Here is a 24,176-nt window from a genome sequence, read left to right on the forward strand (position 1 = left end):
ATCTCACAAAAGTTAGGCGAAAAGGAGAGATCAAACATTTATGCACCGCATTAAGAAGACGTATGTCTGGATCATGCTCATGGCATTGATCGTTTCATTGTTTCCAGCAGGGTTAACTCAGCCTGCGCATGCAGCGGATTCGCAGCCGGCCACCTATTTTATACCGGATGACCTAGATCTGCGGAAAACATCGTTATTAACGACTGAAGTCTCCGATGACCAAATTAGCAGGAGTAATGTGTATGTGTCCAGCAGTCCCACCCTTACCATAACCGGTACATACGCATATGTTACCGAGGATTCACTCAAAGCAAAAGTGGAGCAGCTAAGCTCCAAAACTTTGCAGGGCGGCGGAATTGAATGGGTGACGGATTCGTCCCATTTTAAAGACGGGAATATTACGAAAGACTCTTCGTCATCAGCCCAAAAATTTAAGGCGACGAACTTATCCCTGTTCCCTGGGTTCAACAAGATTACCTTGTCAGGCTCGCAAAACGGAATTACGCGATCTGACGTGTTCTACGTTTTGTTTGACCAAGTACCTTATGTCCAAAACCTGAAGCTGCTGGGATCCAGCCTCGGGGAAATTTATCTTAATGAAGGAACACAGGTTGTATCGGACAAGCAGTCCGTAACCCTTCAAGGGGATGTCAAGAATGCAACGGATGTTACCGTAGCCGTAAATAGTGATACGCCGCTGGTATCAACTTTAACGCAAACGGGTAAGTTCTTTTCCCCGGCGTTGAAACTGAAAACGGGTCTTAACACGCTGACGATTGCGATCAAGAATGGCTCGGACTCAGTCTCCGTTACACGCGAGGTTTATTACTACGACAAGAAGAGTCCGTTTGTAACGTTGGACATGAACTATAACGGTAAGGACTACAACCTGCTGAATAACACGCCAACCGTTACTGATAACGGCCAAAACGGGTCTCCTGCGGGCACTCTAACCGCAAGAGTTCTTCTTGATGACACGGGTAAGTCCTTTAAAGATGCCGGTACGGTCCTCATTGACAACCAAAAAATAACTGATTACTCGGTTTTAGAGGAAGCAGCTATTCCGGGACCAGACGGAGTTACTCCAGCATATCGTCTTGTTACGTTTAAAGTAAACTCCCTGGCGTTCACTGCCGGTGTCCAAGCGCAAAAAATCAAGCTTGGCGTTTCGTATGACAACAAGATCGATGCCGCTACGGACTTGATCTTCAAATATTTGCCGGGCGAAGTTGGTATTTTAAATATGAAATACCTGAAGGGCTATAAGGAAGGCAATAAGTTAGCCGACACGAGTGTGTTGCCGCTGGATGGAACGGAACTTGAGGCGGATACTTTTTATGTACTTGTTCAAGCTGATCAGAAAATAAAAGGAGTTACTCCTGAGCCAGTATTAAATGCAGAGTATCTTCCTGTTGGGACTCTAAATATAAGTAAGGTAAGTCAGGGATCACAACCGTCTGATCTTGCTGATAACGAAGCTGTATACAAAGTAACAGGATTCTCAAACGGCAAACAGCAGGTGAGATTCCATTTCAATGACTCCAGTGCTTATTATACGGTCAATATCGCTTATGCTACAAAGAACTATATTTATGTAGAAAATCTCTACGACGGTCAGACATTTGAAATTGACTCCAGTAAGGGAGAAGCAACGATTCGTCTGAAAGGTGAATACCGTGATTTTGAAAACATCTCCAATGCCGAACTATTCGTCAACGGCCTGACGGGAACCGATTTGAAGCTTAATCCGTCGTTTAAAGTTGACAACACAACCAAAACCTTTGATTTAAATCTTAAGGTTGATGTGTCAGGTCCTCTTTATTATGGAGAGAACCGGATCGTTCTGACAGGTTCTTCGATGGACGGTAAGGGCAATACACGGGTCGTCCGTAAAGAACTGCGAATTTATATCGTAGATACGAACGTTTCGAATATTACGACATTCCAGCCTTCCATTGCCGATGATGCAAACCGTGAACCGTTTAGCCAATTGAACTTGGCGCAGACGACAAGCAATCCGAAGCTGGATAAGATTTTGGAACGTTCGCCGCTCTTTGAATATAAGGACAATATTTATGAAACAAGTCAGTTGAAGTACGACTTGGTGATTCAAGGTGGCGGAACGAAAATAATCAATCTAAACCTTGGATCGCAAAAGTTCTTCTCGTCTCAGGACCAAAAAATTGATCTATCCAAAGTGACAACGGGAACCACAGAGATTAAAACAGACAAGTTCCAATACAATGGCAAGGATTATGACTATGATCTGGCCATAGTTGATGGGAAGTTCCTGCTTCGAATCCGAAACATTCCGTTTGATGCACCAGGAAGTCATGTCTATAATCTGGAGCTGATTAACAGTACAGGGGCGCGTACCAGTCAACGCCTTGAAATCACACGCGTCGTGGCACCGTTCCGTATTTTGTCGCCGAAAGCAACGGTTGGAGACCAGATCGTGGTCAACAAGAACTTTGTGCGTTTCGATATCGAGGCAGAAGGAGCCACTCAAGTTCTGGTCGATAAAGGTGTAGCCACTAAGAGATCGGATATGAACGACCGTTTCTTCTATGATTATGTAGGACTGAAACCGGACAAATCCACGAAGATCAAGATATCAATTGTAAGAGGCACGCAGACGCTCACCCAAACGGTGGATGTCTATTACACCAGCGCTGTGACCGTTGATTCCCAATACATGACGGAAAAACCGGCCACTAAGTATAGTGCATTCAATAAAGCCCTGGAGCTTTCCTTCCCGAAAGGAACCGTGCTGAAATCGGCGAATGTCGGTGTAGGCGAAGTGGCTAAGTTCTATCCTGACAACAAGTATCTGTTCGGCATTGCCGACCCGAAAGACGGTGTGTTGGAAAGAAAGAACGATTACGGAGACGTGATCGGCTTGAATAAGGACCAAAGAACGCCGAATGGACAGGAAACGATCAAGCTGCCGGTCGACCTGCTGGAGTTCTTCAATTCCACGGCCAAAACTTACAACTTCACACGAGTATCTAACGTATATTGGATCAGCGCGGGATTAGGGGAATCGGGATCTCCGGAAACACCGGGTTATAAGCCATCAACAAATGGATTGGCGCCATACTCTATTGAAGGGAACTTCAGAGATCTGTCGATCCTCGAGCCAGAGAGAAAAATTGTACCTTCCCAGCGGGGAACGTTGACCATTGCGTTCAACCCTGACGTAGTCGATGCGGCAGGCACTACCGTTACTGTATTCCGATTTACGGATAAAGTAGAATGGGAAAATGTCGGAGGAGCCGTGAACACCAAGGCTCACACCATTACGGTTCCTTTTGATGACTCGGGCTATTATGTCGTCATGAAGCAGAGCCGCGGGTTCAGTGATATTACGAAGCATCCATGGGCGAGAGACATTCTAAATGCCCTTTATGCCAAAGGCATTATGTCTAACGTTCAAGCCGATGCCTTCGGTGCAGATGATCTGACGACTCGTGGTGAGTTTGCCACATTGCTGGTTAAAGGTCTCGACATCCCACTGAATTATGATAACAATGTGCAGACCTATTTCGATATCGTGCCTGGAGCCAAAACCGATACATGGGATTTCAAATACATTGAGACGGCTTCCAGAGCCGGTATTGTCACGGGTATTGGTGAGGGATACTTTGGTGTCGAAGAACCGATTACCCGCGAACAGGCAGCGGTCATGGTCGCACGTGCACTGAAACTGAAGATGCCTGCGAATGACGCTAAGTTAAAAGCTGCGTTAGATAAGCAGTTCCAGGATTCAGGAAAAATCGATATTTATGCGCGTCCTGGTATTTCAGCTGTTGTGAGTGCTAAAATCATGGCCGGTCAGCCGATTACGATTACGGGCCAGAAAAAACCTTCTTATAATTTTAATCCGCAAAGCAGCATGACGCGTGCGGAAGCCGGTAAGATTGCAGTTGAGCTGCTCAAAAAGAGCACCAGCATCTTCCCTAAAAATCTAAGCTAGTATGGATAAGCCTCTTCCCTTTATTTATGGGGAGAGGCTATCTTTTTCCAATTTCAACTCTTTGTAATTTGTCGGAAATTAGGATACAATGGCGTAGAACGATATTTTATCTTAGAGGGTGAAGGCAATCTTATGAAACCGATCTATTCGAAGGCGCAGCTGGATTATTTGAAAGCGAAGACCAAATTTGAGAATAAAGCTAGCATTTTGGAGAAGAAAATCGAAACCACTCGGAAAACGAGAGAAATTACGCAGGAAGTAATGGAGGGTCTCGTAATGGAGACCGGATTCCATGATGCATATAACGAGCTGGTCATTTCCGAAAACGAACTGATTGAGTGGTCCCATTCGACAATTAAACACGAAAAGACTTACCGTGAGAATAAGCAGCCGATCGAGCAAATGTACGAAAACCTCAATACAAGCCCGGAAATGCGCGCTCAGATCATTCAGCTTGCCATGAAAATCCGTTAATATTTTGTAACCTTTGACTCATTTACATCGTCCAACAAGGTGCCAATCGGCGCCTTGTTTTTTTGTTTTCCTTGTTTCAAGCAAGTGAGGAAAGGTTAATGTTTTCCAGATATTTCTTGGACAAACAAGGCTTCTGACGTCTTTTATTATGGTTCGGTAACAATTTTGAAATTTTTTTAAAAAAGGTGCAACTTTTTAGAAACCAGCGCGTCTAAGATGTAGAGTCAATTACGATGGGTATTTAACCAGCATTGCCCTAAGCAAGAAAGATGTCTATTTTTTAGAAAAATTATCTTTACGCTGTGTGGGGCCCATTGTATAATACTTAGGTAGGATTAGGAATCTACTCTTTTTTTTGCCGCTTTTAATTGATATGTTTACCAGTTTCTGTGATATCGTCACAGACATCATTTATATGAACCATGCTCAACTCGGGAAAGGGGGTGCACTGGCTAATGAGTAACACGAGCTACCCATTTAAAGAAAACTCTAATGTGATGAATGTTCAAGGAGGAGAAAAAAAGGTTATGAAGAAAATTTTGACAGTCGCTCTGTCTACAGCAATGGCATTCTCCATGTTTGCATCTGTAGCATTCGGTGATACCGCAGTAACTCCGCAACAAAAATTCGACGCTCTGGCAGCTAAAGGGATCTTCAATGGCTACCCAGACGGATCTGCTCATCTTGAAAAAGAAATGACTCGCGCTGAGTTCGCGAAAGTCATCACGAAGCTTCTTGGACTGAAAGAAGTAACTGGAACTCTTTCTTACAAAGATAAAGGTTACGACGCCAAGAACTGGGCAGTACCTTACATTGAAGCAGTAACTGCTGCTGGTATCATGCAAGGTCAAGACAGCGTGAAGAAAATCTTCAACTACAACGGAAAAGTAACCATCCAAGAAATGGCGACTGTTCTGACTCGTGCGCTGAAACTTGAAGTTCCTGCAAACCCAAGCAACAACGCAGCTGACTGGGCTAAAGGATATGTTCAAGCAGCAATCGACAAAGGCCTTATCTCTAAAGATGCTAACTTCAAAGCAAACGCTAGCCGTTCCCAACTGGTTGAAGCTGCATACGCAATCGACCAAGCGGCCAACATCACTTTCACTTACAAAGTCGTTGACCCAAGCAACGTTGAGTTCACACTTTCTACTGGTGAAGTAGTAAAGGTTAAACTTGACAAACCGCTTGAAGCTAACAAAGAAACTGAAGTTAAATTCAAAGACGCAGCTGGCAACGAGTATACTGCAAAAGTGACTTGGGCTGTAACGACTGCAACTAAAGTTCAAGGCGCTAGCGCTACGAACCTCAAAGAAGTAGTGGTTAAATTCGACGGTGAAGTTGATAAAGACACTGCTGAAAACGCAGCAAACTACACTTTGAGATCCGGTAAACTGGTTGACTCGGTTTCCTTGTCTGATGACAAGACAACTGCAACCCTCTTGCTGAAAGCCGGCAGTGTATTGAACAACAACAAAACTGACGCTGTTTCCGTTTCCAATGTAAAAGCTGGCGACAAAACAATTAGCGCAAGCAATGTTGAGTTCTCCGTTGTTGACAACTCGCTCCCAGAAGTTTCCTCTGTTAAATCTTTGGGAACGAAATCGCTGAAAGTGGTATTCAGTGAGCCTGTAAGCAATGTAACACAAAGCAACTTCAGCCTTGATGGCAAAGAGTTCTTTGGTAAAGTTACTGTAAGCAACAACGACAGAACAGTTGTTCTGACGCCATTCAGCACAACTGCACTTGCAGTTGGCGATCACAAAGTAACAGTTAGCGGAGTTAAAGACTATGCTGGATTTGTTTCCCTGGCATCTTCCCATGACTTCACTGTAGCTGAAGACAAAACTGCTCCAACAGTTTCTGAAGCATCTGCTACTTTGGAAAGCGTAACGGTTACATTCTCTGAAGATGTGGACGTAGACACTGTATCTGCAAGCAAAGTTTACTGGAAGTCCGGTTCCAGTAAAATCACGGCTGTTAGCGTGAAACAATTGGCTGACAACAAATTCAGATTTGACTTTGGTGCTGACCGTGCTCTCCCAACTGGAGCAGTTTCGGTATTCGTTGAAGGAGTTAAAGACTACTCTGGCAACGAAATCGCAAAAGACACTTCCGTTGTTGTTAATCCAGTAATCGATCAAACGCGTCCAGAAGTAAGTAATGTGTCTGCAGAGAACGCTCGTCAAATCAAAGTAACTTTCTCTAAAGCGGTTAACAAAGATAGTGCAGAAAAACCTGCTAACTATACTGTGAAGGATAAAGACGGTAAAGCAGTTACTGTGAAACAAGCGAAACGCGATGACAAAGATAACAAAGTGGTTTACGTGGATCTTTACACTGACTTGTCTGTTGGAAACAACACATTGACAATTCAAAATGTTAAAGATGACACAAGACTGCAAAACACTCTTCTCGACTACACTGGAACAGTGACTTTGGCAGATAAGAATGCACCGGAAATTGATTCTAGTACTGTAAACACGCAACAACGTCGTGTTGTTATCAAATTCAACAAGAAAATGGACGTTGAGACTTTGGTTAACTACTCCAACTACCTTGTTGTAATCGATGATAAAACTCAACCATTGACATCCAACATTGCTGATATTACTCCATTGCAGGATGGAACTGCTGTAGCACTTACTTTTGCTGACAGCCTCAATGGCAAATACGTGAATCTTACCAAAGGAACTGGTGGTTCAGGATACACTAACATCTCTGAATTGCGCGTTCTTGCAGTGAAAGACGCCGATGGTAATGTTCTTAAGGAATTCACCAATAACGGTGGAATTATTGACCTGACTAAAGATACTGTAGTTGGTCTGGGCGATAAAGTTGAATTGGTTGACAAAAGAACGGTAACTATCAAATTCAATGCTGGAATCTACTCTTATAACAGAAACGCGATCCAAAATGCACCGGGTAACCCTGTTGTTTCTAGCGTTGATGTTGACGGTACTTCTAAAGTAACAGTACACTTCAGCTCTGATTTGGCTACTGATGGTTCTAACTTGAATCTGTCTGTTGACTTGAGAGGTTTGACTACTACTGCTGGTAATGCAGCTGGAGACAAAACCATCACTGTCGACAAAAACACAGTTGGTTTCAAAGATAGCGTAGCACCAGTGGTTGATACGGACGTTAAATTTGCGAAAGTAGATGACAATTCGTTCGTGATTCCGTTCTCTGAAAATGTAAAAGCAGCTTCTAATGATTCTGCAGTAGGTGCTTTCACAATTATCCGTAATACGGATAACAAAGAATTGAAAGCTGTTGATGGCGACTTCACTGTAGCTGTAAAAGACAACACAGTGACCGTTAAACTTAACGATGCCGCTACTAGAACTGATGCAACGTCTTATCGTGTAAGTGTTGCTGGTGCAAATCTGATCACAGATACAGCTGGTAATGCAATTGCTGATTTCAAAGGTGAAAGTGTTGAGCTTCCAGCTACTGCAGATATAACTGCTGCTACGGAAGCTGCAAAAACCTTGAAGCTGGCTGTTACTAACCCAGGTGATGCAGCACCAACGATCACTTTGCCTGAGACTGGTGACAATGGAACTACTATTACTTGGAAAGCTGGCAACGCAGTTGTTTCTAAGACCTACACTGTAGCTAGAGAAGCTACTGATACAACAGTTACTTTGACGGCTACAATCAAAAAAGGTACTGATTCTGTAACAAAAGATTTTGTTGTGACAGTACCTGCTGGAACTGCTGATGTTACAGTAGCTGCTAAGTAATTCGTGATTTATCAGAAAAGACTAGGGATCACATCTCTAGTCTTTTCTTTTTTTGTTTAATATTAGTCTATTGAATACCTTAATTACTTCCTCTATCATTTAATAGAAGTAAAATCAGGAGGTCCCTCATGAAACCAATCAAGAGAATCACCTTTACCGTGATCGTTCTCGGCGCGGGCATAGCCCTTGGCTCAATCTTCGACATCACCGCGCAAGGCGCAGGTGTGACAGGTCAAGCTGGCACAGCCGATGATCCGGTGGTAACGAAGAGCTACGTTGACCAACAAATCCAAAAAGCGTTGGGCGGAGGAACAACGCCTACGACGCCAACCAATCCAACAGCACCAACGGATAATGGAAACAACAATTCCGGGAATAATAATTCATCGTCTTCTAGTGACCAAGTCACCATCGTCACCGTTAAACCAGGCGAGAAGCTGATTGCCGCTGCAGGTGCCGAGTTTATCGTCCGCAATGGACATGCTGTCATCTACAGTGCCGACTCCAATGGCGTTGCTGACCTTACGGATGGCAAAGATGTAACGAATGGACAAGCGGTTGGAAACAACCATCTGATGTCCTTTCCTAGAGCCGGACGCGGAATCATGGTGCAAGACGGCGTGAAATCCAGCCTGACGGTTATGGTTCGCGGCGGTTATTCGATCCAATAATCGCGCTACATAAGCTTATTTTTGCCAGAAGTAACAATGATTTATACGTCTAAGGACAGCCGGATGACAAATACTACTCTTGCAAGACCATATTTGCAGGAGGTGTATCCATCATGGCAAGAAGTAATCGTAAAGTGGTACCGGAAAGCCGGAATATGCTGAATCAAATGAAGTACGAAATCGCTGCCGAGTTTGGGCTGGGTGCAGCGTACGGATCTGCAGGATTTAGCGGTGCGGACACTGAATTTGCATCCGACCTGGGTGAAGCTGGAGGCGTTGGATTTGGCCGCGTGAACGGGGCTCATCTGACATCCCGGGAGAACGGTTCGGTGGGCGGCGAAATGACGAAACGCCTCGTTCGTCTGGCGCAGCAGAACCTGCTGTAACAAGCCATTTCAACGCTGATCAGAGAGCACTCATGCAGCTTTTTTCGAGGCCCATGTTCCCTCTGCATTGATTGACATGGGTTGACAAATACGTTAATATGACATACGAGGATTGTAGAACAACCTTTTCCTTTGCGGAAAAGGTTCATTTTTTGTTTAGAACTTATCTGCCGTTGTTATAATACCCTTATAGGAGGTTGATACAATGTCTGTAAAAGGACGTCATCTGTTCACATCCGAGTCCGTTACGGAAGGACATCCGGACAAGATTTGCGACCAGATCTCCGATGCGGTTCTTGACGCTTTTCTGGAAAATGATCCGAATGCCCGCGTGGCGTGCGAAGTGTCGGTTGCGACCGGCCTGGTGCTCGTCATCGGTGAAATCAGTACGAAATCCGAATATGTGGATATTCCCGCAATTGTTCGAAATACGGTAAAAGAAATCGGCTACACTCGAGCCAAGTATGGTTTTGACTCCAACACGATGGCCGTGTTGACATCGCTCAACGAGCAGTCGGCTGACATCGCGCAAGGCGTTAACGCCGCCCTGGAGAGCCGTGATCCTGCCCAGGTCGACAAGGAAACCGAAAACATCGGTGCCGGCGACCAAGGTCTGATGTTCGGTTTTGCGACCAACGAGACGCCAGAACTGATGCCGCTTCCGATCGCGCTGTCTCACCGCATTGCCCGCCGCTTGGCTGAGGTGCGCAAGAACGGTACGTTGGACTACCTGCGTCCGGACGGTAAAACGCAGGTGACGATCGAGTATGTGGACGATAAGCCTGTCCGTGTCGATACGATCGTCGTTTCGACGCAGCACTCGGAAGACGTGACGCTGGAGCAAATCCAGAAAGACGTGAAAGAGCAAGTCATTCTGCCGGTGGTTCCTGCTGAACTGCTTGACGCCGAGACAAAGTATTACATCAATCCTACGGGGCGTTTTGTCATTGGCGGACCTCAAGGGGACGCTGGTTTGACAGGACGTAAAATTATCGTGGATACGTACGGTGGATATGCCCGTCACGGCGGCGGTGCCTTCTCCGGCAAGGATCCGACGAAAGTGGACCGTTCCGCCGCCTATGCTGCGCGTTATGTAGCGAAGAACCTGGTCGCAGCTGGATTGGCTGACAAGTGTGAAATCCAATTGGCATACGCGATCGGCGTAGCGACTCCGGTATCGATCAACGTCGATACGTACGGAACGGGTAAAGTGAGCGACGAGAAGCTCGTTGAGCTGATTCGCGCCAACTTTGACCTGCGCCCAGCCGGCATCATCCGCATGCTGGATCTGCGCCGTCCGATTTACAAGCAAACCGCAGCATACGGTCACTTTGGCCGTACCGATGTGGATCTGCCTTGGGAACGTGTCGACAAAGCCGAAGAGCTGCGTGCGCAAGCCGGTCTGTAATCGAAGCGACTACTTATAATGGAAGATATTTTTTTAACCTCAGTTTGGCCAAATGGTCGGGCTGAGGTTTTTTGTGTTACTTTCACCTAGCGTTTCTAGCCATAGGCTAAACTTCCTTTCCATTTTAACCGACATAGAAGTATAAGCGTGTGCCTGTGAAAAGGGCGCGGTATGTTTCATTTCACAGGTCGGAATACGAGGAAAGGTAGGTTTAAGCCATTCTATGAAAAAAGTAACGGCATGCATGCTAGCACTCGCCATGGCATTGGACATAGGAATCACAGGAGGGATGGGAGGAAGTCCCGTATCTGCTGCAGCTGCGGCAGTGCAGGCTCAATTGAGCGGACCGCTTATCTCCACGCTGCCGGCAGATGAGGCCGTGGAAGTCGGGAGACGTCCGGATTTTCAGCTGACCTTTAACCAAAACGTACATATTGCCGATCCATCCGGTGATTCAACGAAAGATCCGGTTGTCCGGATCATTGATCTGGCTCATCAGGAAGAGGCCAATCAGATCAAGCTGAGCCTAAGCGACTTAAAGGCCATGGATTCGAAGAATCCAACACCCTCCGATAAATTCACCTTCCAGCTGCCAGCAGGTAAATGGCTGTCCTATAAGACGAAATATCAGGTAGAAGTCGAAGGGGGAGTTCTAAAGGACACTTCTAACCAGCCGTTGGACGGGTCGACGTTTACGTTTACCACGCTAAGCAAGCTGGCTGTCGTGGACTATTCGCCACAGGTGGGTTCCATCGGGGCCAGTCCTTCCAACGCGCTGCAGCTGACTTTTAATGAGGAGATCCAAACGGGAAGCGGTAGCGTGCAGATCAAACGCGTGTCCGACAACCAAGTGGTGGACTCCATTACGCTGACGCAGGGGCAGACAAATTCGCGGGTTCAAGTGGATGGGAAAAAGGTGAGCTTCACGTTGTCCCGTTCTTTGGACAAAAACACGACGTATTACGTGTATATTCCTGAAGGTGCGATTACCACGCTGGATGGACAATCATTCGGCGGATTAACGACGGGCGGGCAGTGGTATTTTACGACGCAGGGCGATACCGTCATTACGGCCAAATCGCCGCAAAGCGCCGCGACCGGGATCGCCACGAACAGCAAGCTCCAGCTGACGTTCAACAACCCGGTGTATCCGGGGCAGGGAACAATCGATTTATATAAATCGAATGGCACCAAGGTAACTTCGATTAACGTCCAATCCACCCAGGTGACAGGCGGCGGCTCGACAGTCGTGACGATCGATCCGGGGAGCGTGTTGGCATACGGGACGTCATATTATGTGATTGTGCCTACAGGAGCTTTTCAGGACCGGGGAGGCAGTAACGTGGCGGGGATCACCTCGACCACAGGCTGGACCTTCACGACAGCTGCGGCACCAGGCAGTACGACTCCGCTGTCCGTGACCAGCTTGTCCCCAACAAGCGGAAGCACGAACGTGGCGGTAGACGCGACACTGTATATGAATTTTAACCGGGAAGTGGTTCGCGGTTCGGGGAATGTACTGCTCCGCAAATCCTCTAATGGTGCCAGTGTTCCAGTAACAGCCACGGCTAACGGGACTCAGGCCAAAATCCAGCTGCAATCCGGTTACACGCTCGACAAAGACGCCTCCTATTACGTGACCGTTGACCCGGGGGCATTTTACGACAAACAGAACCCTGGCATGAATTATGCTGGAATTACAAGCAGTACGGGGTGGACGTTCCAGACGAACACGTCGGACAAGCAAGCTCCAGTACTGCAGAGCAGTGAGATGTACAGCAACACGACGATCCGGCTCGTATATAATGAAGCGTTGTATTCGGACTCCTGGCCATCGACAGCCAATTTTAACGTGACGGTGAACGATGAAGCGCGGCGGATCAGCTACGTGAACGCCTCTGGTGACAGCGTCTATGTCATTCTGGAGACCGGCGTCGCCGTCGGGCAAAATGTGAAAATCAGCTACAGCGGCGGCTCCAGCCCGATCCGCGATACTTCGGGGAATGCGGCGGCGGCTTTTGGGGCCCGCGAAGTTGTGAATGGCGTGGACTCCGCGCTGCCGAAGCCGACCAGCGGCACGATTTCGGGCAGCACGGTGGTGCTGTATTTTAGCCAGTCGCTGAAAAGTCCCTCTGCCTATGCCTACGAGCAGTTCACAGTGACGGCGGACGGAACGAGCATGGGCGTCAAAAGCGTGAGTCAGAGCGGCCAGTCCTTGACGCTGTCTCTGAACACGTCCGTCGGCGACGGGCAGGTAGTGCGGGTCAGCTACAAGCCGGGGGCGTATCCGATTCAGGATTACCGCGGACAAAATATCGCCGGATTCACGGACTACATCGTCCGCAACTATTGGGACACAAAGCCCCCGGTCCTGGAAAAGGCGGAAGGCGGCGGCACCAAGCTGGTTCTGACGTATAACGAGCTGCTCAGCACGACCAATGTGCCGATGAAAAGCCAGTTTTCCGTACTGGCCAACAATGTGCCGAATTACGTAACCGCGGTGGAGATCAAGGGCAGCCAGGTAACGCTGACATTGACGTCTGCACTGAGCAAAGATAACAAAGTGACGATCTCGTACGTACCCGGTACCGCGCGCCTGACGGACCTAAATGGGAACTCGGCCGGATATCTGAATCTGGAGCCGGTTACGGTTACGACGCTGCTCGATATGGGTGACATCCAATCGGCGGTAGTGCAGGGAGATACGATCCAGGTCGTGTTCAATAAAACGCTGGTGTCCCAGTCCTCCCTCACAGTAACCCAATTCCAAGTATTGGTGGACGGAACGACAAGCCCCCTGGCAAGCGCCTCGGTCAATGGCAGCACGCTGATGATCAAGCTCAGCAATCCGGTCATCAGCGGCCAAAAGGTGGAGCTGTCCTACATTCCAGGGGCCACGCCGCTCAGGGACAGCGCAGGCACTTATTTGAAGTATTTTAACAAAGTCCCGGTCAGCAACACGGGCACGACAACCGGCAGCGGATCGACCGATCCGAACCGTCCGTCCTACCTGACACTCATGGAAGCGGGAGAGTTTGGACAGGCCATGTTTGCACTAGGCAATCAGGCGACGGCCGTGTCGGACGTGAAGTCCCGCAACAACGAATATATTAAGCAGTACCGGGTCGACGGCGAGAAGCTGAAGCAGGCCTACCAATATATGCTGAATTCCGGTGAAAAGCTGCACACGCTCGTTGTGGATGCGGCCGTCGGGCTGAGCTCAGCATCGGTTACGTTCCCTTTGGATGCGCTGCAGCAAGTCTATAATATCGATCGCAGTGCGGTGCTGGCGGTGAAAGCCGGGGACGCCGTGTATATGGTACCTTTTAGCAAAATGAATCTGCCGGACATTGCCAGCAGCCTGAATGCCAGCAGCTCTTCCGTCACGCTTAACATCACGGTAGAGAAGCTGTCGACGGAGGCAGCCGCGGATTTGAGCAAGAAGCTGAACACCAGCTCCAGCCAAAAGATCACCGAGCCAGTAGACTTCTATGTATCCGCCGTGAACAACAGTTCGCCGAACAATCCGCGTGAGCTGAAGCTCAGCGGGGAGGTTCTCGTCCGGACGAGCAGTGCGCTGCAGGACAGCCGGTCCAGCCTGGTACGCTTCGACAGCGGAGCCAACAAGCTGACCTACGTTCCGGGAGTGATCGACACGGCAGGCAGCCGCCGGGTGTTCCATGCCAAGGTAAAGGGGAACTTCACTGTTTTTGGAGCGACGTTCTACAAGTATTACAGCGATCTCGGCAATCACTGGGCGAAAGACGCGATCAGCACGCTGTCTGCCAAGCAGGTGATCGAGGGCCGCACCAATACGCTGTTTGCCCCGGATCAGAGCATCACCCGCGCTGAGTTTGCCGAGTACGTGGCCAGGGCACTCGGACTGGAAGGGGATGCGCAGAGCGCGGACCGCTTCTATGACGTGGTCAACATCGGCTCCAGCGCCTATATCGGGGCGGCGGCCAAAGCCGGCATCGTCACCGGCAATACGGACGGATCATTCAAACCGAACAGCTCGATCACGCGCGAGCAGATGGGGATCATGATGGTCCGTGCCATGAACTATGCGGGATACAACTCGACGCTGAGCTATCCGGCGTCCACGTACCTGAAAGTTTTTAAGGACAGCAAGCAAATCCAGTATCCGGATTCTGCAGCACGCGTGCTGAAGGAAGGCATTATCCAGGGCGTCACGGCGAACACGTTCCAGCCCCGCGGAAATGCAACCCGCGCCCAGGCAGCTGTCATGCTGCAGCGTCTGCTGGAGAAAATCGGGTACATGTAACCAGAGCAGTGAACAGGCCAAAATCTCTCACAAAATCATAGAGTTTCCATTTCGGTACGTCAGCCCTACTTCGGTGGGGCTTTTTTTGTGGGATTTTTCGGTGGATTTTGCTAAAAAGATTAATTTTCCGTAACTTTTTTGGATAATTTCAGTCTATTTAATAGGGAGTTCATACTGGACCTAGATAATAGAGTCTGTGAACTCATGCTGTAACGTGAATAGTCGGTTGGTCCTGTTTATGAACGAGCAACGATAGAATAGCATTGCGTATGAAGAAGATGGGAGAGTTAACAGTACATGAAATGGCATAATGATCGCATGGGGAACGAGCACAAGAAGGGTGCAGGCAAGAAGTGGATGGTCGTATCGCTGGCTGGCCTGCTGTTTATCACACCGGTTATCGGCAGCGGCATCCCGCTGAACGGACATTCTATTGCGTCGGTGGCCAGCGCGGCCACGGCGGCGACCGTAACGAAGCTGAGCGAAAGCCCGGTTACGTCTGGGGCGATAATGACCAAGTACAAATTTACGACGACGCGCTCCGGCAAACAGGCGACGACACTGGCGGACGTCATCAAAGTAGATTTGCAGAATCCGAACGTCAAGATTGACGTCATGAACGGCCAGGACGGTCAGCTGACAACCAAACAGAGCACCGGCGGCATGGTCAAAGAGACCGGTGCGGTAGCGGGCGTGAACGGGGACTATTTTAATACGGCCGGAGACGGGGCACCGATCGGGGGTCAGGTCACCAGCGGGGAACTGGTATCGACGCCTTCGGATCTGAAGGGGATGTATTCCTTTGCGGTTACCAAGAGCGGTACGCCGGTTATTGATCAGTTTTCGTTTGACGGAACGGTAACAGCCCAAGACGGCTCGACGTTCCCGCTGGCAGGCGTCAACAAGGCATCTTACACGCCGGAGAGCGGTACTTCAAATTACAGCCATGCGAATGCCATGTATATTTATACAAGCGCCTGGAAGTCGCCGGTTCGTCCGAAGAACAGCTCCACTACACCGGTCGAGGTCCTGGTGCAAAATAACGTGATTACGCAAATTTCCGAGCCGGGCGGCTTCGATTTCGCGGTGCCGGAGGACGGGTACATTTTGCGGACCCACGGAACGGCGGCGCAGTTTGTAACCAACCATATGGCGGTCGGCCAAACGATCCAAACCGACTACAAGCTGCTGTCCAAAACGTCCGGACAGTCGCTTGATCCGGCCAACCTGCAGATGATGATCGGCGGGCATACCATCCTGGTGAACAATGGAGCGGCGTCAGCCTTTTCGCGCGACGTATCCAGCATCGGAGGCTACCGCGCCCGTACGGCACTCGGATATTCGAAGGATCAGCGCTACGCATATATCGTAGCCGTTGAGAAAAACGACAACAGCTCCGGCATGTCGCTGTCCGAGCTGCAGACCTTTATGGTCAAGGTTGGCGTCTGGAAAGGCATGAACCTGGACGGTGGCGGCTCCACAACGATGATCGACCGGCCGCTCGGCGAAACGGGAACGAAGCTGACGTTCGACACGGAATACGGCACGACCCAGCGCAGCGTCGTCAACGCTGTCGGCGTGTACACCGAGGCGCCGCAGGGCAGCCTGCTCGGGCTGAAAATCAGCGGCTCTTCCGCGATCCTGATCGGACAGCAGGCGTCGTTCCAGCTGAAAGGCTATGACACCTACTACAACCCGATCGACGTGTCGAGCATTACGCCGACCTGGAAGTCGAGCAACGGCAACATCGTCGTTAGCGGGCAGACGGTGAAGGGCGTGAAGCCGGGAACATCGACGATCACCGCGGTCAGCGGCAATGCCAACGCCAGCATGCAGGTGAAGGTGATCGGCGGAGACGACCTGTCCGCCCTGAACGTCGGAACGGCAACGGCTCCGCTGAAGGCAGGCAGCACGGTATCGGTGCCGGTTACGGCGGTGACGAAGGACGGGCAGAGCATTACGGTCCCAGCCGGCTCCCTGAAATGGGAATTCATCGGCTTTAAAGGCAGCGTGCAGGATGACAAGCTGACCGTCGCTTCGGTAAATGCGAATACGAAGGTTGGTTATGCCATCGCCCGTTATAACGGCTTCAGCACAGTCGTCGTGCTGTCGGCGGCAGGCGAAGACATGTGGGAAAACTTTGAAAATGTCACATACCCGGTCGATTTTACGACGAACAGCGGCAGCCAGGTGACCGGATCGGCGCAGGTGACGCAGGGAACCGGCGACCATGCCAATTCCAAAGTGCTTCAGCTGCAGTATGACATGACGGCCGGCAGCGGCAAAATGTATGCTTATGCACAACTGAACGGCACCTCGGGCAAAGGCATTAATGCAGCGGCCACGTCGATGTCGATCGACGCGATGGGCGACAACAGCCTGAACTGGATGCGTGCCGAGTTGACGGATGCGAAAGGACAGACGGTATACGTCGACCTGGCAAAAGCCATTGACTGGACGGGCTGGAAGACGATCAACGTGGATCTGAGCAGCCTTGGCATTGCCTTCCCGGCCCAGCTGAAGCGCCTCTACGTCGTCAATGTTGAAGATGGCCAGGACGAGCGGGCGAAGACGGGTACGGTCGCTTTTGACAACATTAAATTCACGATGCCTTCGCTGTCCAGCGATGCCGGCCTTCCAACCGGCAAGGTGATCATGGCGGTCGGGCAGAAATCCTATATGTCGAACGGTCAGAAGAAATCTATGGACGCTGCGCCGGTCATGAAGAACGGTACGACCTATATTCCGGTGAAATACGTACTGGATACCTTTGGAGGACAAGCGACATGGGATTCGGCCAATCAGCGGATCAGCGTCCTGCGGGGCGGCAAGCTGATGGACTTGACGGTCGGCAAAAAGGAATATATCCTAAACGGCAAGCGCAAAAGCGCAGAAGTCGCTCCATTCATTACCCAAGGTCGTACTTTAGTCCCACTCCGGCTCGTTTCCGAGCAATTAGGATTACAAGTAAATTGGGAACAAAACACGAAGACCATTACCATCCAATCATGATATGGTATGATATGTATAGAATTGAACTTAGGAAATGCGACTGCAGCTCATTCTATGTAGAACTGTAATGGTTAGAAATGGAGTAGAACATTCGTGGATTTTCAAGCCGATGCGATAGACCGAGTCATTAAGAATGCCATCCAGGTGGTTGAAAACAGCAAATATCAGATGTTCGAGATTCTCGAGACGGCCAGGGACGAGCTGCTCACGTTGAATCAGGAACTGCAGTTAGTGATGAAGGAAACCGTGGAGACGCTGCAGAAGGTGGATCAGCTGGAGCTGAACTACCGGCGTTCCCGGATCCGGCTGACCGAGGTCAGCCGGGACTTCGTCCGGTACAAAGAGGATGATATTAGGCAGGCCTACGAGAAAGCGACGCAGCTGCAGCTTGATGTGATGATTTATCGTGAGAAGGAAATGTATTTGAAAGCGAGACGCGATGAACTTCAGAAGCGGGTGAGAAGTGTCGAAAATTCGATAGAACGTGCCGAATCCATCGGATCGCAGATGGGCGTTGTCATGGAATACCTGTCGGGAGAGCTGGGACAAGTGACCCGGATCATCGAGACGGCCAAGAACCGCCAGGTGATCGGTCTGAAAATTATTTTGGCGCAGGAAGAAGAGCGCAAACGCATCGCCCGTGAAATCCATGATGGTCCGGCGCAGCTGCTCGCTAACCTGGTCCTTAGAACCGAAATTGTGGAAAGAATGCTGCTGAAGCAGGAATTTAAGATGGTGCAGGACGAAATAGTAGATTTGAAGGGGCAGGTACGCTCCAGCCTTGAAGAAATGCGCAAGGTCATTTTTAATCTGCGTCCTATGGCACTCGATGATTTGGGACTGATCCCGACGCTGCGCAAATACGCGCACGATTACGAGGAGAAGACCAAGATCCGTACCATGTTCGAAACGAGAGGGAAAGAGCATCGTCTTTCTTCTGCAATGGAGGCGGCGATCTACCGTCTGGTCCAGGAAGCACTGAGCAATGCGGCGAAGCATGCCCACCCAACCTATGTGTTAATTGAGATTACATATCAAGCGCAGATGGTTAAAATTGTCGTTCAAGACAATGGACTTGGATTCCGAGTCGAGCTTCTGGAACAGAAGAGCAAGGATCATTTCGGTTTAATCGGAATGCGCGAGAGGGTAGAGCTTCTCGAAGGGAGAATGGAGATCGAATCGGCCGAGAACCAGGGTACGAAGATCATTATCCATATCCCAACGAACGTGGAAAAGGGAAAGGAGTAGTTGGATGGAAACGAGAGATTCCGGCAAAACAACCATTAAGGTCCTCCTGGCTGACGATCATCAATTGTTTCGCGAGGGTCTGAAGCGTATTTTGAACATGGAGGAAGACATTGAGGTCATCGGGGAATGCGGCGATGGTATTCAGGTGCTCGAATTTTGCAACGATATCAAACCCGACATTGTCCTGATGGATATTAATATGCCTGTGGAAAATGGTGTGGAGGCCACGGAGAAGCTCCGCGAGCTGTTTCCGGATGTAAAGGTCATTATTCTATCCATTCATGATGATGAGAGTTACGTATTCGAGACGCTCCGCAAGGGCGCGAACGGATACCTGCTCAAGGATATGGAAGCCGAGTCGCTGATCAATGCGATCCGTTCGGTTCAGGAAGGCTATGCATTTATTCATCCTAAAGTGACCGGCAAGCTGATTCAGCAGCTGCGGCGCATGACCTTCCTGAACGAAACGGGTGCCATGACTGAGAGCGGCGTCCGCGAAGCAGGCGTCAAGTTCGTGGCCGGCGAGAACAATCCGCTGACCCGGCGGGAAGCTGAAGTGCTGCGCCTGATGGCGGAAGGCAAGAGCAACAAGATGATCGGAGAGTTTTTATTCATTAGCGAGAAGACGGTCAAGAACCATGTCAGCAGCATCCTGCAGAAGATGGAAGTCGACGACCGTACGCAAGCAGTTATCAACTCGATTAAATACGGTTGGGTAACGCTCTAATACCATAATTTTGGGATAGCTGCTTGCCTTTGCCAAAGTTTGTGAAAAATTCCACTGTACGTTCGCTCATGCCCCTTTCGTCAGAGGTGTGGGCGATCCGGCCTTTATCATTCACCGTCCGGTTTGTACCCGCATATAGTGTGGGTATACAGGAGGTGAGTCTGCATGATGATTCCGCTTTTGTGGATCACGGCGGTATACGTGCTGGCGGCTGCGGCGGTTCACTTATTTCATGCTTGGCAGAAGCGCAAAAGTTCACCCTGGGTTCACTATACGCTGGTGACGTCCAACCATGAAGGACAGATCGAATGGTACATCCGGGCATTCGGGTGGTATTCGTTCATTTCAGGCAAGAAGCTTCGTCTAACGGTGATGGATGCAGCTTCCACGGATCAGACCGTGGAGATTGTCCACCGAATGCACGGAACCGCGGGTATGGAATTATCCGTCGTCCCGATGCAGTCCTCCGTGGAGAACGGAGACATCGAAGGAACCTTGGTACTGGCTGACGGCATGATTTCCGAAATGATTGATTTGAGAAAGCCGCATGAAGCGGAGCGCATCCCCTATGTCTAATACGCAGGGAACTGCGTTCATGCCGGGAGGCGGCATAATGCAGAATACAGAGTGAAGCACACTCCAAAGGCTACAAGCCGGGGGTGTGCTTTTTTGCGTTGGGCGGAGGATCGGCGGTGGTTTGTGAATTCTAAGGACTTGTATAGATGTTGTATTGGACTTCTTGTTATAACGGCCCAATAGAGGTCTATAACATTCATTTCTTTTCATTTTTTTTAGTTCGTTCTATGTAGATTTACATATCACTCGTGCTGAAAAGATTCTTGAAGAGATTGAGGTTTTCCGTAAGAGGACAGGATATTCGGCTTTTACGTTTCACCGAAACGGGAAGGGAGAAAGGAGGCGGGCGCATGCGTATCGCCGTATATGCCATCCGGCAAGGGCAACGGTGGAGGATGAAAATTTCGCTGGACCTGCGTATTGATATCGTATGGTGGGAGTATGTGAGCAGGAATACCGGGATGGATGGAACGATGGTTTTGCTGTCAGGGGATATGCCTCTAGGCTGGGCTTGCAAGGCGGCTAAGGATTTTGTGGGCGGGCCGGAGATGGTGCACTGGAAGATGCAGCAGTGGAAGGGGTGGTTGGAGGCGGAGTTAAGGGAGGAGAGGGAGCGGGAACAGATTGGCTTTGATAGGTCTCGGTCGGGAAAGAATGGGTGGTTGGCTACTGCCGGGAAAAGACATGATCCTGTAACAAGGGGCCGTTTAAAGGGCATGGAGGATCAGGGAATGGGAGTTTGGAATAGTTTCGAATCCAAGGACCATGGCGGTGCTGTTCAGGATGGACTCAAGGTCAAGGGGTATGACGGGTCAGCGCGGGATGGAATCAACACAAAAGGCAATGACAGAAAAGTCGGGGATGGCTGTTCAGGAATGTGGAGCTGGGAGCTCGGCGAGCCGCTATCTCCTGCCGTATGGCAGGGGCTGATGCGTCAGCCGGAGGAAGGGCAGTGGGCAGGAGACGTAAGGGATCCGGTTGTGCTCAGGGTGCTTGCGGAGCATGCCGCGCAGCTGGTGGACAGGCTGCGCGGCAGGTCGCTGCTCGCAGCGGAGGTCGACTCGCTGCTGAGCGACCGGGCGCCGGGGCTTGCCGGCGCCTGGCACAGTGCTGCGCAGCTGGCCTACCTTCAGGGCCAGCTGGCGCTCGACGCGGGCGTGGCTGCCGCTAGCCCACGCAAAGGGCCCCGCGGCGCGCTTCGCGCCGGCCGCGGCCAGGCCCCCCGCTGCCGCCGGTGCGGCAGCGAAGCCACGGGCCGCACGGCATGCGCTGCGTGCGGCCTCGCGGCCTGCGCCTACTGCGAGGCATGCCTCGCGCTTGGGCGCAGCCGCGCCTGCTCGCTGCTGCTTCGCACAGCAGCGGATCCGGCCGTGCGGGGCACGGCCGGGGAATCCACCGCCGCCGTCGCGGGGCGGTGGGGATTGAGCGCAGCCCAAGGCGATGCTGCCTGGGCCGCGCTGGGGTTCCTGGCGGAGCCGCCCGAAGGGGGCTCCGCGGCAGGCGGCCGCACCGGCTGGATGCGGCCGAGATGGGGTGCCGCGCGGAGAAGCGGCACCAGCACCGCGCCCTCCCGCTTCCTCCTGTGGGCCGTGACGGGCGCGGGCAAAACCGAAATGATCTTTCCGCTGCTGGACTCCGTGCTGGCGGTGGGCGGGCGCGTGCTTGTGGCCACGCCGCGCCGGGACGTGGTGCTCGAGCTCGCCCCACGCCTGGCCAAAGCGTTCAGCGGTGTCCGGATCGTCACCCTGTACGGCGGCAGCGCCGAGCGCTGGGTAAGCGGCGCCCTGACGCTCGCAACCACCCACCAGCTGATGCGTTTCTATCACGCATTCGACCTGGTGGTGATCGATGAGCTCGACGCATTTCCCTATCATAACGACCCTATGCTGGCCTATGCGGCGCAGCATGCCTGCAAGCCGGACGGGAAATTTGTGTACCTGTCGGCGACGCCGCCGCGTCCGCTGCAGCGCGAGGTGTCCCGGGGCACGCTGCCGCATGCCAAGGTACCCGTCCGGTACCACGGCCACCCGCTGCCCGTGCCCAGGAGGATCCCAATGCGCAGCGTGGAAACCTGCCTGCGGCAGCCGAAGCTGCTAGGGCCGCTTGCCGCGGAGCTTCGCCGGTCGATCGACCGGGGAGCGCAGATCTTTTTGTTCGTTTCCCGGATACGTCATATCGGACCGCTCGTCGAGATTTTACGCCGCCGGTTCAAAGATATTGCGGTGGAAGGGACATCCTCGGAAGACTCTGGGCGGGGTGAGAAAGTCATGGCCTTCCGGAAGAAGGACATCCGCCTGCTCGTCACGACGACCATTCTGGAGAGGGGTGTCACCGTTCCACGCAGCGACGTATATATTCTGGACGCAGACAGCAGCCTGTTCGACGAGGCGTCGCTCGTCCAAATGGCTGGCCGGGCCGGGCGGTCTTCGGAAGATCCGGCAGGAAGGGTCATTTTTGCTTCATCCCAGTGGACATTGTCCCAAAAGCTGGCCGTAAACCAGATCAAGGCGATGAACCGGATTGCCGGCAAGCACGGATATTTAAAGGAGCAGCCTTCTAAGTCATAAGCCGATAGGAGGGATGATAAGTTGAAGTCCAGTAGTTCATTGTTACAGATGATGCAGTATTTGCTGTCTCCACCCGGCGAAACGTGCCTGACCTGCGGCAGCGTTAGCCGTCTTGTCCGCGAATGGCCGGGCATTTGCCGATCCTGTGCGGAGGCGATCCCCTGGATTCACAAACCCCGCTGCCTCTGTTGCGGCCGTGCCATCGGCTGTCCGGACTGTCTGAGGGAAGAGATGAGACACCGATCTTTTGTCTGTAACCGGAGTGCCGTCCAGTATAACGGGGGAATGAGGGAGTGGCTGGCCCAATATAAGTATCGCGGGCATGAGAAATACGCGGATCTGATTGTCCATATGCTGAATCAAGCTTTTGTGCAGATGCAGGAGGAGCTCGGCATGTTTATGCTTGACCTTAACTCTGATACCCCAAATCAGCGTATTCAATCGGATGCCTCTATTGGGTTCTTTTCAGCGGTTATTTCCAAGGTTATTTCAAGGGTCGATTTCGTTTTGCCAGAGGTGCCCCTTTTCCATAAATTAAGAGAATCATCGCAACAGGCTTTATGGAAGCCGGACTTGATTACTTATGTCCCCGTAAGCAACGTCCGGTTGAAGGAGCGGGGATTTAATCAGGCGGAGGTGTTGGCGAGAGGGCTTGGAAGCAAGCATCGGATTCCCGTCATACCGCTTTTGGTCCGCAGGGAGCACACCGCCAAGCAGAGCTATAAATCCCGTCAGGAGCGGATCGATTCGATGAAGAATGTGTTTTCTGTTCATGAGGAGGGATTAGAAGCTGCCTTATCGTTGTATATACGTACATATGGGATACCAACTAATATAAGTCATAGTAATAGCGAGATGACTCGTCATGAAAGCCATGGACATGCTATAACGGCTCAGGATGCCCCTCTGCCCATGCAAATTCTTTTAATAGACGACATTTATACGACGGGAAGCACGATCAATGCGTGTGCAGAGGTGCTGCGTGATACTTTGCACCAGGGATTGGGGCTTGCCTCTGAAGTGTATAGCCTGACATGGGCCAGGTCGTAATAACGACAAAAACCTTGTCAAGATTTACCGAAATTCGTAAATTAAGA

13 protein-coding genes are annotated in these 24,176 nt (G+C 50.9%); all 13 read left to right on the plus strand.

Annotated elements, in window-relative coordinates:
• Positions 1–40 precede the first annotated feature (40 nt).
• Positions 41–3,976 (plus strand): S-layer homology domain-containing protein, encoded by a 3,936-nt coding sequence (locus C7820_RS26035; protein WP_116233483.1) that lies wholly within the window; start codon positions 41–43, stop codon positions 3,974–3,976.
• A gap of 132 nt (positions 3,977–4,108) precedes the next feature.
• Positions 4,109–4,450 (plus strand): hypothetical protein, encoded by a 342-nt coding sequence (locus tag C7820_RS26040; protein WP_116233484.1) that lies wholly within the window; start codon positions 4,109–4,111, stop codon positions 4,448–4,450.
• Between the two features lie 455 nt (positions 4,451–4,905).
• Positions 4,906–8,199 (plus strand): immunoglobulin-like domain-containing protein, encoded by a 3,294-nt coding sequence (locus C7820_RS26045; protein ID WP_181909201.1) that lies wholly within the window; start codon positions 4,906–4,908, stop codon positions 8,197–8,199.
• 128 nt (positions 8,200–8,327) lie between these two features.
• Positions 8,328–8,870, plus strand: a complete 543-nt coding sequence (locus C7820_RS26050; protein ID WP_116233486.1) for a hypothetical protein — start codon at positions 8,328–8,330, stop codon at positions 8,868–8,870.
• Between the two features lie 113 nt (positions 8,871–8,983).
• Entirely contained in the window at positions 8,984–9,256 is a 273-nt protein-coding gene (locus tag C7820_RS26055; RefSeq protein ID WP_089549734.1) for an alpha/beta-type small acid-soluble spore protein, read from the plus strand.
• A gap of 205 nt (positions 9,257–9,461) precedes the next feature.
• Complete coding sequence (metK, locus tag C7820_RS26060) at positions 9,462–10,664, plus strand: methionine adenosyltransferase (RefSeq protein ID WP_076174616.1); 1,203 nt, start codon at positions 9,462–9,464, stop codon at positions 10,662–10,664.
• A 289-nt stretch (positions 10,665–10,953) separates the two neighbouring features.
• Positions 10,954–14,949 carry an Ig-like domain-containing protein gene (locus tag C7820_RS26065; protein WP_181909202.1) on the plus strand — a complete coding sequence of 1,332 codons (3,996 nt, stop codon included), beginning with the start codon at positions 10,954–10,956 and terminating at the stop codon, positions 14,947–14,949.
• A 297-nt stretch (positions 14,950–15,246) separates the two neighbouring features.
• Positions 15,247–17,961: a stalk domain-containing protein gene (locus C7820_RS26070; protein ID WP_116233488.1), complete on the plus strand. Its 2,715-nt coding sequence runs from the start codon at positions 15,247–15,249 to the stop codon at positions 17,959–17,961.
• 93 nt (positions 17,962–18,054) lie between these two features.
• A complete protein-coding gene (locus C7820_RS26075) occupies positions 18,055–19,209 on the plus strand; it encodes a sensor histidine kinase (protein WP_076174609.1) in 1,155 nt (384 codons plus the stop codon).
• Between the two features lie 4 nt (positions 19,210–19,213).
• Positions 19,214–19,936: a response regulator transcription factor gene (locus C7820_RS26080; protein ID WP_076174607.1), complete on the plus strand. Its 723-nt coding sequence runs from the start codon at positions 19,214–19,216 to the stop codon at positions 19,934–19,936.
• Between the two features lie 165 nt (positions 19,937–20,101).
• Complete coding sequence (locus C7820_RS26085) at positions 20,102–20,512, plus strand: hypothetical protein (RefSeq protein WP_089549740.1); 411 nt, start codon at positions 20,102–20,104, stop codon at positions 20,510–20,512.
• Between the two features lie 350 nt (positions 20,513–20,862).
• Positions 20,863–23,079 (plus strand): helicase-related protein, encoded by a 2,217-nt coding sequence (locus C7820_RS26090; RefSeq protein WP_116233489.1) that lies wholly within the window; start codon positions 20,863–20,865, stop codon positions 23,077–23,079.
• A 285-nt stretch (positions 23,080–23,364) separates the two neighbouring features.
• Positions 23,365–24,129, plus strand: a complete 765-nt coding sequence (locus C7820_RS26095; RefSeq protein WP_116233490.1) for a ComF family protein — start codon at positions 23,365–23,367, stop codon at positions 24,127–24,129.
• Positions 24,130–24,176: the final 47 nt, after the last annotated feature.

Source organism: Paenibacillus sp. VMFN-D1 (assembly GCF_003386155.1).
In the GTDB taxonomy this organism is placed as follows: Bacteria; Bacillota; Bacilli; order Paenibacillales; family Paenibacillaceae; genus Paenibacillus_AQ; species Paenibacillus_AQ favisporus.